Source organism: Proteus sp. Marseille-Q3619 (assembly GCF_965283115.1).
This window is the reverse complement of sequence record NZ_CBDIMP010000001.1, coordinates 1,740,402-1,754,958: the sequence shown is the minus strand read 5'-3', so window position 1 is coordinate 1,754,958 and position 14,557 is coordinate 1,740,402. Positions and strand designations below refer to the sequence as shown.

The following is a 14,557-nucleotide window of genomic DNA, read 5'->3' as shown; positions in this document are numbered from 1 at the left end:
ATAGTATTAATTCCCTTAACACCTCCTAAATATTAGGAGGTGTTATTTAAATTTCATCTATATGATATATAAAGTTTTTATCATCATAATAAGATGAGAATATAAAAAGAAGTGTAATTTAATAAACTTTTCTTGTATAAACAACGACCATAAAATTGCGTTGCAAATAAACGAGCTAATAAGTTTTTATAGGAAAATAAGGCGATTAGACAACTTCTAAGAGAAAATTTATTTAATTATAAACTTAATCGATTTTTACGATTTATATAAATTAATAGCATTATGATTTTATTGTGTTTTTAGCCTAAACCCTAAAGGGCATGGTTTATGATGAAAAACTTAAATATGAATAGTTTTTCATTGTTTATGCACCTTTTTGCTTTCAATTTCACGTCACTGCGTTTATCATTTTCCGCTTGTACTATACATACGGCGTCGCTGGTTTTGGGCTTCTGTGGAGCATAATGCTCCGGCAGCTCACACAGTCTTTTCCAGTGGCGGTTCTATCTGCATTATTCTTCGGGATAGAGTATTACCTTAAATGACTGAGAAAACATCTCTGACACCAGTTGTCGAATTAAAATCCTTAAGTAAAGGTTTCGACGGAAAACAAATTATTTCCCGCCTCGATCTCACTATCAACCATGGCGAGTTTTTAACCATCCTCGGTCCTTCGGGCTGTGGTAAGACGACGGTTTTGCGTTTAATTGCGGGTTTAGAAGACGTTGACGATGGGCAAATTATCCTTGATGGACAAGATATTACGGATATCCCAGCGGAACAACGTTTTGTAAATACGGTTTTTCAAAGTTACGCGCTTTTCCCACATATGACTGTTTTTGAAAACGTCGCATTTGGTCTTCGCATGCAGAAAACACCTGCTGATGAGATTAATATTCGCGTTGAAGAAGCATTGCGTATGGTGCAACTTGAAGATTTCGCACAACGTCGCCCAGCACACCTTTCTGGTGGACAACAACAACGTGTTGCGATTGCGCGCGCTGTTGTGAATAAACCAAAGGTCTTATTGCTTGATGAATCATTATCTGCACTGGATTACAAATTACGTAAGCAGATGCAAAATGAATTAAAAGCCTTACAACGTAAATTAGGGATCACCTTTATTTTCGTGACTCATGACCAAGAAGAGGCGCTGACCATGTCAGACCGGATCGTGGTGATGCGTGAAGGGCGTATTGAGCAAGATGGTACTCCGCGTGAAATTTATGAAGAGCCAACAAATCTGTTTGTTGCGCAATTTATAGGTGAAATTAATATCTTTGATGCGCGTGTGCTCCATCGTATTGATGAAACACGTATTCGTGCTGATGTTGAAGGTCATGAATGTGATATTTATACCACATTACCGGTGACACAAAATCAGCAACTCAAAGTATTACTTCGACCTGAAGATCTCCGTGTTGAAGAAATTCACGATCTTGAAAACCTTCCTGGGCTAATTGGTTATGTTCGTGAACGTAACTATAAAGGCATGACGCTAGATTCTGTTGTTGAAATGGAAAATGGCAAGGTGGTGATGGTCAGTGAATTCTTTAATGAAGATGATCCAGATGTTGATCATTCGTTAGACCAAAAAATTGCAGTAACTTGGGTTGAAAGCTGGGAGGTCGTACTGGCAGATGAAGAAAACACGTAAACTATTTCAAAACATCGTTATTACTGGTGTTGTGGGTTGGTTGATGCTGTTCGTCTTCTTGCCGAATATCATGATCATTGCGACCAGTTTTTTAACGCGTAATGATGCCAACCTTGTCGAGATGGTCTTTACACTCGATAACTACTATCGCTTATTTGATCCGATGTATGCAGAAGTGTTACTGCATTCTATTAATATGGCGGTAGTCGCAACATTAGCTTGTTTATTATTAGGTTATCCTTTTGCTTATTTCCTCGCAAAAATGCCTAAGAAAATACAGCCATTAATGTTGTTTTTATTGATTGTACCTTTTTGGACAAACTCGCTTATTCGTATTTATGGATTAAAAATATTCCTAAGTACGAAAGGTTATTTTAACGAATTCCTGTTGTGGATTGGACTTATTGATAAGCCACTCAGAATTATTTATACCCCAGAAGCCGTTGTGCTGGGGCTGGTTTATATTTTATTACCTTTCATGGTATTACCGTTATATTCCAGCATTGAAAAGTTAGATAAACCTTGTTTAGAAGCAGCGCGCGATTTAGGTGCTAATAAATTTCAAACCTTTATTCGTATTATTATTCCATTAACAATGCCGGGCATTATTGCGGGTTGTTTACTCGTGATGTTACCTGCGATGGGCTTATTCTTTGTTGCTGATTTAATGGGTGGCGCGAAAAACTTATTAATTGGTAACGTAATTAAGAGCCAATTCTTAAATATTCGTGACTGGCCTTTCGGTGCAGCCACAAGTATTTGTTTAACATTGGTGATGGGATTAATGCTGTTTGTGTATTACCGAGCCGTGAAGCTACTGCATAAGAAGGTAGAAATAGAATGATAGGACGGTTATTGCGTGGTGGATTTATGTCCATTATTTACGCGTATCTTTATATCCCGATCATCATTCTGATAGTTAACTCTTTTAACTCATCACGTTTCGGGATCAACTGGAAAGGCTTTACCACAGATTGGTACGCCATTTTATTTAATAATGACAGTCTGCTTCAAGCGGCAGGACATTCATTAACAATGGCGGTCACCTCTGCGACATTCGCCACATTAATCGGCTCATTAGCGGCGGTTGCACTTTATCGCTACCGTTTTCGTGGCAAAAAATTTGTCGGTGGTATGTTGTTTGTTGTCATGATGTCGCCGGATATTGTGATGGCGATTTCGTTACTTGTACTGTTTATGATCCTAGGTGTTTCATTAGGATTTTGGTCGCTTCTATTTTCACATATTACATTTTGCCTGCCTTTTGTTGTGGTGACTGTGTATTCACGATTAAGTGGGTTTGATGTAAAAATGCTGGAAGCTGCTAAAGATTTAGGGGCAGGTGAATTTACTATTTTACGTAAAATCATTATGCCTCTGGCAATGCCAGCAGTAGCTTCAGGTTGGTTATTAAGCTTTACGTTATCTATGGATGACGTTGTCGTTTCCTCTTTTGTGACAGGGCCAAGCTATGAAATTTTACCACTGAAAATTTACTCAATGGTAAAAGTGGGCGTTTCGCCAGAAGTGAATGCGCTTGCAACCATCCTTTTAGGTCTATCTTTAGTATTAGTATTAATTAGTCAGTTGATTTTAAGAGACAGAACTGGCAAAGCGTAAACATGCATTAGTGCGAGTTTCTCGTACTTTTTGGGGTCTTGAAGACCAATCTGTTGGAGGTAGGCTCGCTGCCTATTTGATATTAACGCATCAACCACTGAAGGAAACATAAATGAAAAAGTGGTCCTCAGTACTTGCTGCCAGCGTAATGGCATTAAGTATCGGCACAGCATCGGCTGATGATGGTAAGACATTATATTTCTACAACTGGACGGAGTATGTGCCGCCTGGTCTGCTTGAACAGTTTACGAAAGAAACTGGGATTAAGGTGATTTATTCCACCTATGAATCCAATGAAAGCATGTATACCAAGTTAAAGACCTATAAAGAAGGTGCTTATGACTTGGTGGTTCCTTCTACTTATTTTATTTCTAAAATGAGTCATGAAGGTATGCTACAAAAAATCGATAAATCAAAATTAACCAATTTTGATAATCTCGATCCTAGCCTCTTACATAAATCATTTGATCCAGAAAACGATTACTCCATTCCTTACATTTGGGGTGCGACCGCTATTGGTATTAATAGCGATGAAGTTGATGTGAGTAGCATTACTTCATGGGCAGATTTATGGAAACCTGAATATAAAGATAGCCTGTTATTAACCGATGATGCCCGTGAAGTTTTCCAAATGGCATTATTAAAATTAGGCTATTCGGGGAATACAACCGATCCTAAAGAGATTGAAGAAGCCTATAAAGAGCTACAAAAGCTGATGCCAAACGTATTGGCCTTTAATTCAGATAATCCTGCTAACCCTTATATGCAAGGGGAAGTCAATTTAGGGATGATTTGGAATGGCTCTGCATTTATTGCTCGCGAAGCTGGTGCACCTATTGAAATGGTGTGGCCAAAAGAGGGGGGTATTTTCTGGATGGATAGCTTAGCTATTCCTGCTAATGCCAAAAATGTCGAAGGTGCTCATAAACTTATCGACTTCTTATTACGCCCTGAAATTGCAGCAAAAGTGGCTGAAAACATTGGTTACCCAACACCTAATCTCGCCGCACAAAAGCTACTGCCAAATGTGATCACTAAAGATAATTCTCTTTATCCAACAGAAGAGATTATCAATAAAGGCGAATGGCAAAATGATGTGGGTGATGCGACAGTGTTGTATGAAAGCTATTATCAAAAATTAAAAGCGGGACGCTAATCGCATCTTATTTGCTAAAAAGCCACCTTTATAAAGGTGGCTTTTTTTATGTCGAAAAAGGCATAAGGTTTCCATTAAGTTAATAATAAAAATAAATGAGAGAGGTTGTGTAAGCCAAAGATAATTAAAGAAAATAAGCGTGACTTGTATTATTTTTTTATACAACATTCAGCAACAAGTCGACTGTTTTTTTCTTGCGTTTTGCGTTGTTGTTCAATATTAATTAAATAATTGCTCTGTAGAAAATAACTAATATGAACATCAAATTTTTCAGAAATCAGATAAATAAATTCAATACTTATCCTATTTGTTCCCCGTTCATAACGAGAAAGTTGTTGTTGGCTTATTCCTAACTCTTGAGCAAAAAGGGTTCCTGAGTATTTTAATTTCTTTCGTAAATGACGTATTCGTTGCCCTATACGAAAATTAATGGTTTTGCTGTTATCAATCATTTAATCAGCCTTAAAAATTCAAATCATTATTGATAAGAAAAAGTCAGACTGGCTAACCCGTTTGCTTTACCAGGTTTTAGTGTTCCAGTCGTGATATAGCGAGTTGACAGGTTTAATGTGTAGTTTTCGTTATTAGAAGTTGTTATATGAAGTAAACGTTGATTAGGTTGTCCAGTCGCGCTGATATCAGGCCCATAAACGACGGGGGTTGGATTATCATTAAAAAGAAACTGTATCCCAATACCCGAAGCATCAGAGTCTGATGTTAGTGTGAGTACATCTGTATTATTAGAATAGGTAGATTGATCGGTCATGCTGGCATATAGGTGAACGTTGGTATCACAAGTGACAGAAATGGGCTTACTTTGTGTTTTTGACGTTGAACCAATGGTTGCCATATCTCGCATTGAGATATCGCCTAATTCATAGGTGAGATTTTTCGTATTGATCGTACAACCTCTGGCTTTAATGGTGATTGTCACTGGATTAATAGCAACGAGAGAGGTGTTATTACCTTTATGTGCACCACCATATTCAGACCAAGTATTGGCGATAACGGTATAAGGAATATTATAAATACCCGTTTCTAAGTGTTCATCTGTGACAACAAACACCACTTTGCCTTTTAACGAAACGCGGTCAACATTATGGTTAACAGTAGAGCCTGCTGCTGGATAAATGATGGTTGCACCAGAACCATTATTAACATCAATTGGTACATAAGAAACACTGTCATTGTTATCTTTTAGGCCGAAAGCATAGCCAATGCCTTTGACTCCAGGCAGTGAATAAACTGGATAACGATTTCCCCCTTCGTAATAGTAAATACCACTAATTTTTGAGCCTAACGCATTGGCATACAGTGTTTCTACCCAACATTTTTGTAAGAACTTATTTTCACATTTAAAGCCATTATGAACGGAAGTTTCACCTATCCATGTTGAGGTAATGGGAGTGCCTGCGGGTGTGCCATCCGCAGCGCCATCAAAATTCATTGGAGGCGGTGAAACTACAAGAGGATCTGCCACCGCCCATGCCATTTCTGTGGGAAGAAAAACAAGGGAAACCAGTAATGTAAGGGGGAATAAAATACGTTTCATTATTGGTACTCCAATAAAAATGTGGTGGTTGCATTGGCTTGTCCTGCACTGACTGGTACCTGAGTGGCGACATAGCGAGCGTAAAATTGCAGGGTATTATCTTGATTAGGTAACAGGGGATAAGATTGGCTTTTATCATTAACTGCGATTGATGTTCTATTTTTATCCATAATTGAAATAGCGACACCTTTTGCGCCATTATCATTAATCGCCAGTAATGTATTATCAGAGAGATCACCCGTACCGTTAAAACTGACTTTCACCGCACTAGCCTCTGGCTGACAGTCCACTAATTTAATACTAAAAGGAATAACAGGTGTTCGTTGTTGGCTCATCGCCGTTGATGTAAAGTCTTTCGTCGCAATGTCGCCAAGTTTCACTGTAATATTTTCTGAGTTTGTCTCAACGGTACAGGTGTTGCCTGTCACTCGTGCATGAATTTGCACTAAGGTGTCATAGGCATATCCTTTAGTCATAAAAAGGAGTGATAGAGCCAAAATAAGCGTGAGTTTATGCATTATTGGCACTCCTGTGTCATTTTTACAAAAGGTTCATCATGTTGATTTTCTGGTAATTTATAATTTACTTGGCACTGCTCAGACGCACGATTTCCCCAACGAATATCTAATACACCTGATTCAGGTACACCAGAAAGGTAAAGCAAGCCATCATCGCCAATAATGCCAGAGAGATGATTTTGCTTGTCAGATGCTATGGCACCAAAAGGAAGTGGGCGCCCTTGTCGTTGCAGTGTTAGGAGTAGACGATATCCTGTTTTAGCATCAAAATTGACTTTGATAACAGCGCCTTGGGTCGGAATAACTTGCTGAATATTCTGTTCAATTTCGACATTATCAGGAAGTGCTGTGGTATCAAGCGCGACTTTATTTTGGCGATAAGCGGTTGCGTAAGGAATAACGGCAAATCCACGCCAGTCGGTATAAATACCTGTTGCATTATCGATAGGAACATCTGCGGTTTTGCGAGCATCAACGAGAATGGCATTTGAGCTTAAAGGCTGGCTTAATGTTAAACCTTCGCTGTGAAGTAACATCCCTCCAGCAACGCTATAATTCAGTTGTTGAGCCTCTTTATTATAGTTATAGCCCACGTTAAGGTTGCCATAGCGACTTTGATAGCCTAATGCCGCGTTACCCGTATAACTTCCGCCTTGGTTGCTATATCCTTGCTGAACACTGTAATTGAGCGTGTTATCTTCAAATAATGTGCCTGCTACACCGGCATTATGTGCTGAATAACCATTATCAGTATGACTATAGTTATAAGTGAGATAAGCGCTATTTACGGATTGATAGCTTGAAGGCATTAATAATTGCAATGGAATCGAAATACCCAAAGAGAGCGTTTGATCGCGCTGACCGCTATTCATCATGCGGTTGTATCCATAAATAATATTGTAAGAGAGGCCTTTTACATTGCCGTTATAACCAGCTTGAAACAGAACATTTTTTTCATTAGTTTCCCAATAATTTTGCCAATTGGTTGTCATAAAAACAGAACCATAATCTCCAAGTTGCTGTGATAAATTCACTTGAAGACTGCCTTTTTTTCTATTGTATAAATTAAAATAGCGTAATGGTTCTTCTTTATTATTTTCATAGAGATAGCCTGACATTCGAGTATTAAGTGTTTCATCTAGCGTATAAAAACCCGAAGTGGAATAGCGATATCCTAATAATTGAAAATTTGTTCCAAATTGGTTTAATGATTTGGCATAGAGAAAGCGCAGGGAATACCCTTCAGAAGTAGAATTATCAGGTAATTTACTATGGGCAAAGGTGATATCCGTTGAGAATGCACCTAAAGTTCCCATATTCCGACCTACACCTAGTGCATAAGATTGATAATCAGAGGTAATTAATGCACCACCGTAAGCGGTGCTGTCATAAGGCAGACCATAAATAAGATGACCTTGGATAAAGCGAGGCTTTTTATTTTGGTTATCTTGGCGAACTTCACCCGCTTGAATAACAAACTTTTTTTGACCTTCTCGTTGTAAAATAGGCACAGCAGAATAAGGCACAATATAGTCGTGCTTACTTCCATCGTTCTCTTCAACCGAGACATATAAATCACCACTATTTGAAGTGGGATAAAGATCGCGAATTTCAAATGCACCAGGAGAGACAAAAGTCTGATAAATAACATAGCCATTTTGTCGAATAACAACTTTGGCATTGCCACTTGCAATACCTCTTACAACGGGTGCAAATCCTCGTTGGCTATCTGGCAACATGGTGTCATCACTTTCTAAAGAAACACCTCGGAAATTAACGCTGTCGAATAATGTTGATGAGGTATAACTATCGCCAACTTTTAACTGACTTCTTAATGACACAATATTTCGTTGAAGATAGGTATTGATGTGATCCCATTGATGCTTTCCATTTGATGAATTCCATGTGGAATAATCTCTCAATCGCCAAGCGCCAATATTGATCCCGCTACGTAGATTAAGGTAATAGCTATTATTATGAGAATTTCCCCAGTTATTGGCACCACTAAAACTGTAATTTAATAAACCTGCGGTAATTCCGTTATCCCATTTTTCCGGTGGAATATAACCTCGTGCTTGGAGATTTAATGCGGCTTGAGGTACTTGAATTTTTAATGCTTGTTTTTCAATATCATAATTAACGCTGGTATCAGGAATAGAATTCGAAATATCAATACATTCTTTTTCTGATTTTAAATCAAAATCAGTAATTAACTTAATGTTAATCCCTAGTGACTGTAAAAAAGCTTTATTTAAACAAGGGATCACATTTTTATTATTGCTAATAAAATGAATGCTTTCATTTCGTAGATATTCATTATTAAAAATAATATCCAGAGGGTAATCACCGGGTTTAATACTGTTTCCTGCTTCAAAATAGCTTAAATCAGTGACTGCTTCAGGTGAATCAGATAAAAATGCAGGATTAAATCGGTTTGCACTATATGAAGGAAATGGCAATATTAATGAAATCGTGATGATGCCAGAAAAAAGAAAACAAACTGTATTTTTATTAACCATGATTTTTAACCAACAAGCTAAAAGCAGATGTAATTATTAATGAGTAATTTCTTTTTTTAATACTGGGGTCTGTGCGCCGTAATCATTAATTGTTTGGAATGAAATTGTATTTTCATTTTTATTTATTTTTCCCAATGTTAATTGGGATAAAGGATTGAGCATGATACTTGATGGAAGTTGACTACCAGCCGCGGCTAGATTCACCATCGTAATATAATAAGGTGTTGGATTAGTAGCAATAAGCTCACCATTTTGATAAGAAAACTTAATTTCATTAGCAAATTTTTCACTATAAGCTGGTAAAATACTTGGGCGATAAAATAATTTAATTCGACTTTGTATTGCAATTTGCATGGTATTTTCTTTATCAAGCCCTTCTTGTAATGAAGGTATAACTTTTACATTCATCCAAAATAAACTTTCTTTATCTTTTGGTAATGATTTACCGACATACATAATTCTTAATGCATTTTCTTTATTAGCATCAAGAATATATAAAGGAGGTGTAACAATAAAGTCAGCTGTTTTATTTCCTTCGATATCTGAAACCCAAGATTGAATTAAAAAACTATTTCCTTTATCTGAATTCGTTACTACAAGATTCGTTTGTTTAATATTGGAATTATAAACAATACGTGTTGCACCTAATGAAACGCCATTAGAATAAGAAAATAACGGAAATAAAAACGTAATAAGGAAAATAAGTGTCTTTTTCATAATAAAAATTATCAAGTAATGAAGATATCGCAATAATATTTTGATAGAAAAATATGCCGTCCTTGGCAATAAGACATCAATCAAAAGTCATAAAGCAATTAAGAGTAAGTCACCATAAAGTTTGTGGTAACGTTTGCGCTACCTGCCTTAACCGCATCTTCAGTCGAAATAAGGGAGGCGTTATAATTTAATTGGTTTTCACCATCAATTAGTTTTTGAGTTGTAGAAGCTTGGTTTGGCGCAACAATTGCACTAGTAGAATCAGTGATTTTTAAGGCAATATTTTCTGCCGCATCAGCACCTTGTAATGCAAACGCATTTGCATCACCACTAGAAGCCGTACCGTTGAAGGTAATTGCAGCATTAGTTGATACTGTAGTATCACAATTATTTAATTTGATACTAAAAGGAATACGGCCTGTTTCATCACCTTTCGCTGCAAATTCAGCAACACGGAATTGACCTAAGCGAACAGTTTGGTTTGATGAGCTACTATCAACACCACAAGCTGCATTAACAACAGAACCTTCGAAGTTAACAGAACCGCCATTTACAGTGGTGGTAGTTGCTGCTAGTGCAGGTGCAGCCATGACTGCCATTGTTGAAGTAATAATTGCAGATAATAATAACTTTTTCATTCATTGTTCCTATATTTTCAATATATATCTTTGTTTTTAGCTTAATAAAATAAGCTATATTTAACTCTGCTTATCATTTCTATATAAATGAAGAAACAGTGATTAAAATAGGTTTGAGAAGCGTAAATAGAATTATTAATACACTTATTAAAATAAGAGTAGATAGATCAAAATTTAATTAAACAGGAATAAAATGCATATTGCACTTAAGTCAAATTTACGAAAATTATAGATGGGCTAGAAAAATTATAGAAATCGTTTAAAACGATCATTTTTGAGGGATTTGATAGTTAAAAACTACTGATAATCTGTTAACTATAGGTGAAAATTAATGTTAACAAATAGAAAAATACATAAGTTTATATAATGTATGTTAATTTTGAATTTATCTGATTGATATTTATTGTGTTTTTTGCGGTCAAATAATGATCATCCAAAATGGATGAGGTGTTTATACGTATAACATTATGTTTCATAATATATATTTTATGATAAAAATATTCACATGGTGAAACAAAAATTTACACGTATTGAGGGGAAAAGAAACGAAATAGAATGTTTTTTTACAGAAATAAAAGATTTAAATTTGTTTTTTATAAAAAAAATAGAAGTAATATTAATTCATTTTTTTTTGAAATTAGATGTCATAATTTTGCGATTCATAATTCTTCTCTCTTTTTTTACAACCAAGGGGAGTGGATCAATATATTTTATTTTTAATATAAATTGTAACAAAATGTTTCATTACTCAAGATTTCATTTTTATTTTTGCCTATTCGTTTTTCATTTTTTGCATGATAGTAATTAAAGCAATTACATTGATTCTGTTTTAATATCGGCTTTAATGACAGGATCTTGAACCCGAAGGCAAAAAAATGATATCTAGCTCATCAAAAGGGACATTATATGGCATTGTTGCCATTCTACTTTGGAGCACCATTGTTGGCTTAATTCGTAATATTAGTGAGTATTTTGGTGCTGTAGGGGGTGCCGCACTGATTTATACCACAGGTACACTCTTTCTTATTTTGATTTTAGGTGTACCTAAGTTATCACGCTTTCCTAAACGCTATCTTTTCTGGGGAGGGTTATTATTTGTTACTTATGAAGTCTGTTTATCTTTAGCTTTGGGATTTGCAACAGACAGAACACAAGCCATAGAGCTAGGAATGGTGAATTATTTATGGCCTAGTTTTACACTAGCGCTTGCCGTAATACTTAATAAGCAGCGATTCTCTATTTTACTGATTGTCGGATTATTATGTGCATTTAGTGGATTAGTCTGGGTTGTGAGTGGCGATAATCCGCTGACAATTGACGGTTTATGGAAGAATATTCAAAGCAATCCATTAAGCTATATATTGGCGTTTTCAGGTGCCATTCTATGGGCGTTTTATAGCAATTTAACTCGCCTTATGTCTGGCGGGAATAACGGCATTGTACCTTTCTTTTTATTAACATCACTTGCATTGTGGGGGCAATACCTATTTTCAGCACCAGTAGAGTGGATCGTGAATACAAAAAGTATCACGCTACTATTAATAACGGGTGCGGCTATTGGGCTTGCAAATGCGGCTTGGACAATCGGCATGATCAGAGGAAATGTGACCTTATTAGCCACACTCTCTTATTTTACTCCCGTTATTTCTACTGCATTCTCATCAATATTATTGTCTACCGCACTCTCTTTCTCATTTTGGCAAGGCGTAATGATGGTGACTGGTGGCTCTTTAATTTGCTGGTTAGCAACTCGTCAAAAAACGATAAAACCACTTAAAATGGCTAAATAGCACGAAAATTAGCTTCAATATAAACCAAATTGCGTATTTATTGAGAAGTGAATTTCGTCTTCCAGTTAATTAATCGAAGTTGAAATTATTTCACTATGCGATAGGTGAAATATCAGCTTATCTATATTAGTTATAGACTAAAAGATCCTACTTCGATTTAGTATCTAAGTAATACGATAAGAACAAATGCAATAAAAAGGGATTGCTATGAAACTTGAGACACTTTCTGTTCACGCCGGTTATTCACCTGATCCAACCACAAAAGCTGTTGCTGTGCCTATTTACCAAACGACGTCTTATGCATTTGATGATACGCAGCATGGTGCGGATCTTTTTGACTTAAAAGTACCCGGCAATATCTATACCCGTATAATGAATCCAACCAATGATGTATTAGAAAAACGTGTTGCAGCATTAGAAGGTGGGATCGCGGCAGTTGCTGTAGCATCGGGTATGGCTGCTATTACTTATGCAATTCAAACTATTGCACAAGTGGGTGACAATATAGTTTCTGTCGCGAAGCTTTATGGCGGTACCTATAACTTAATGGCGCACACATTTCCTCGTATTGGTATTGAAGCGCGTTTTGCTCCTCATGATGATATTGCTGCTCTTGAAGCGTTAATTGACGACAAAACAAAAGCAGTATTTTGTGAAACCATCACAAATCCAAGCGGAAATATTGTCGATATTCAAGCATTGGCTGATGTTGCTCATCGTCACGGTGTGCCTTTGATTGTTGATAATACCGTTGCAACACCTTATTTATGCCGTCCTTTTGAACATGGCGCGGATATTATTATTCACTCTTTAACTAAATATATTGGTGGTCACGGTAATTCGATTGGCGGCATTGTTGTTGATTCTGGTAAATTCCCTTGGGCTGAGCATAAAGATCGTTTTGAAATATTAAATACACCCGATGTTTCTTATCACGGGGTAAATTATGTTGAGCATTTTGGTGCCGCTGCTTATATAGCAAGATGTCGTGTTGCACCTTTGCGTGGAACAGGTGCTGCACTGTCGCCATTTAATGCTTTTTTAATTCTACAAGGGTTAGAAACGCTGGCGCTACGTATGGACAGACATACTGAAAATGCGCAAAAAGTGGCAGAATATCTGCAAAATCATCCTCAAATTGTATGGGTTAAATATGCGGGTTTAAGTGATCACCCAGAGCATGATTTAGCGGTACGTTATATGTCGGGTAAACCTGCGGGTATTCTCTCTTTTGGTATTAAAGGGGGGGCAGAATCGGGTGCTAAATTTATCGACGCGTTACAATTAATTGTACGTCTTGTGAATATTGGTGATGCAAAGTCATTAGCTTGTCACCCAGCATCAACGACACATCGCCAATTAAATGATGAAGAATTAGAACGAGCAGGTGTTTCACGAGATTTAATTCGTTTATCTATTGGTATTGAGCATATTGACGATATTTTAGAAGATTTAGAACAAGCATTAAAAGCCAGTATTTAATTTAAATCATTAATTTATCAATTGCTAACCTCCTTTATGTTAAGGAGGTTTTTTTATATTTTTTGATTTTGATAAAGATAAAAATACGTGTTTATTATATAAGGGAATGTATATGGCAACATTAATTCAACGTAATGGAAATCCTAATGTAAATCGTCCATTACCAGAAATACCTAAAGATATTGAGTTAGAAAATAAATTTAATTTTTTATCTAAAAATCGTGATGAAAAATGTGATGTGAATAATAATCATATTACCTTTGCTAATACGCGTGTTTCAAATAAAAATAATATATTAATCGATAAGAATATAATCTGTATTCATAATCAGGAGAGTGACTATGCACAACCGTTTGATAGCCTCAATATAGATTACGACTATGCCTATAGTAAACCATATAGGAATTTAGACGCTAACACAGGAGAATACGAGTCACTTAATAGAGAGACGATGGAAACTTGTAATGATCATCTATACGAAGAAATCCATCTATACGAAGAAATAGAACCATATAAAAAAATTGAAGATACAGCTTTAAATATTGATGATAACCAAATAAACCAATATGAAACTTTATTTCAATATGAAAAAAATGATGAAGAAATAGAAAATAATATTTATGACACTTTTGGTGATGAAAAAAAATCGGCTAAAAAAATGATCAATAAAATCGGAGAGAAATTAAACAATAATTTGGATAAGTTTATTTCTATTTTTACCAAGTGATAAAATTGATAAAAAATATATTATTATTTCTAATTGATCGGATTTATTGATAATAATCAATACCCAATTAAATCTCATTTTTTCGTTATATTATTTTAATCAATCTTTACTGTTTTATTTTATATTTTCAATAATAATTTAGTTAAATAAATAAAGGAATGTGAAGTCAACTGCATTATTT

General features: G+C 35.9%; 13 protein-coding genes. 7 read left to right on the top strand and 6 right to left on the bottom strand.

From position 1 onward, the window contains the following. The first annotated feature begins 541 nt into the window (after nt 1-541). The 4 genes from potA (at nt 542) to potD (ending at nt 4,433) form a co-directional block, all read left to right on the top strand. Entirely contained in the window at nt 542-1,657 is a 1,116-nt protein-coding gene (potA, locus tag ACWPWK_RS07970) for a spermidine/putrescine ABC transporter ATP-binding protein PotA (RefSeq protein ID WP_098941766.1), read from the top strand. Further along, on the top strand, nt 1,641-2,501 hold the full coding sequence (gene potB / locus ACWPWK_RS07965; protein WP_109373214.1) for a spermidine/putrescine ABC transporter permease PotB: 861 nt from the start codon (nt 1,641-1,643) through the stop codon (nt 2,499-2,501). The genes potA and potB overlap by 17 nt, the downstream gene beginning before the upstream one ends. Further along, nucleotides 2,498-3,277, top strand: coding sequence for a spermidine/putrescine ABC transporter permease PotC (gene potC / locus ACWPWK_RS07960; protein ID WP_036934543.1), 780 nt, complete (start codon nt 2,498-2,500; stop codon nt 3,275-3,277). Before potB ends, potC begins: the two co-directional genes overlap by 4 nt. A gap of 112 nt (nt 3,278-3,389) precedes the next feature. Further along, nucleotides 3,390-4,433 (top strand): spermidine/putrescine ABC transporter substrate-binding protein PotD, encoded by a 1,044-nt coding sequence (gene potD, locus ACWPWK_RS07955; RefSeq protein ID WP_109373215.1) that lies wholly within the window; start codon nt 3,390-3,392, stop codon nt 4,431-4,433. A 149-nt stretch (nt 4,434-4,582) separates the two neighbouring features. Here potD and ACWPWK_RS07950 read toward each other — a convergent pair whose 3' ends face one another. The 6 genes from ACWPWK_RS07950 to ACWPWK_RS07925 all read right to left on the bottom strand — a co-directional run bounded on the left by ACWPWK_RS07950 (nt 4,583) and on the right by ACWPWK_RS07925 (nt 10,377). Then, nucleotides 4,583-4,885 carry a helix-turn-helix domain-containing protein gene (locus ACWPWK_RS07950; RefSeq protein ID WP_023583055.1) on the bottom strand — a complete coding sequence of 101 codons (303 nt, stop codon included), beginning with the start codon at nt 4,883-4,885 and terminating at the stop codon, nt 4,583-4,585. Nucleotides 4,886-4,911: 26 nt separating this feature from the next. Beyond that, the gene (locus ACWPWK_RS07945; RefSeq protein ID WP_160230756.1) at nt 4,912-5,985 is read right to left on the bottom strand and encodes a fimbrial protein; all 1,074 of its coding nucleotides are present in this window, start codon (nt 5,983-5,985) and stop codon (nt 4,912-4,914) included. Then, complete coding sequence (locus ACWPWK_RS07940; protein WP_109373217.1) at nt 5,985-6,503, bottom strand: fimbrial protein; 519 nt, start codon at nt 6,501-6,503, stop codon at nt 5,985-5,987. The genes ACWPWK_RS07945 and ACWPWK_RS07940 overlap by 1 nt, the downstream gene beginning before the upstream one ends. After that, entirely contained in the window at nt 6,503-9,022 is a 2,520-nt protein-coding gene (locus ACWPWK_RS07935) for a fimbria/pilus outer membrane usher protein (RefSeq protein ID WP_109373218.1), read from the bottom strand. The genes ACWPWK_RS07940 and ACWPWK_RS07935 overlap by 1 nt, the downstream gene beginning before the upstream one ends. Nucleotides 9,023-9,058: 36 nt before the next feature. Continuing rightward, nucleotides 9,059-9,739, bottom strand: coding sequence for a fimbrial biogenesis chaperone (locus ACWPWK_RS07930; RefSeq protein ID WP_109373219.1), 681 nt, complete (start codon nt 9,737-9,739; stop codon nt 9,059-9,061). 98 nt (nt 9,740-9,837) lie between these two features. Continuing rightward, nucleotides 9,838-10,377 carry a fimbrial protein gene (locus tag ACWPWK_RS07925; protein ID WP_109373220.1) on the bottom strand — a complete coding sequence of 180 codons (540 nt, stop codon included), beginning with the start codon at nt 10,375-10,377 and terminating at the stop codon, nt 9,838-9,840. Between the two features lie 875 nt (nt 10,378-11,252). Here ACWPWK_RS07925 and yddG point away from each other — a divergent pair. The 3 genes from yddG to ACWPWK_RS07910 all read left to right on the top strand — a co-directional run bounded on the left by yddG (nt 11,253) and on the right by ACWPWK_RS07910 (nt 14,376). Next, nucleotides 11,253-12,167, top strand: coding sequence for an aromatic amino acid DMT transporter YddG (gene yddG / locus ACWPWK_RS07920; RefSeq protein ID WP_099660500.1), 915 nt, complete (start codon nt 11,253-11,255; stop codon nt 12,165-12,167). Nucleotides 12,168-12,374: 207 nt separating this feature from the next. Continuing rightward, a complete protein-coding gene (locus ACWPWK_RS07915) occupies nt 12,375-13,649 on the top strand; it encodes a bifunctional O-acetylhomoserine aminocarboxypropyltransferase/cysteine synthase (RefSeq protein ID WP_109373221.1) in 1,275 nt (424 codons plus the stop codon). A gap of 112 nt (nt 13,650-13,761) precedes the next feature. After that, the gene (locus ACWPWK_RS07910; RefSeq protein ID WP_454208673.1) at nt 13,762-14,376 is read left to right on the top strand and encodes a hypothetical protein; all 615 of its coding nucleotides are present in this window, start codon (nt 13,762-13,764) and stop codon (nt 14,374-14,376) included. Nucleotides 14,377-14,557 lie beyond the last annotated feature (181 nt).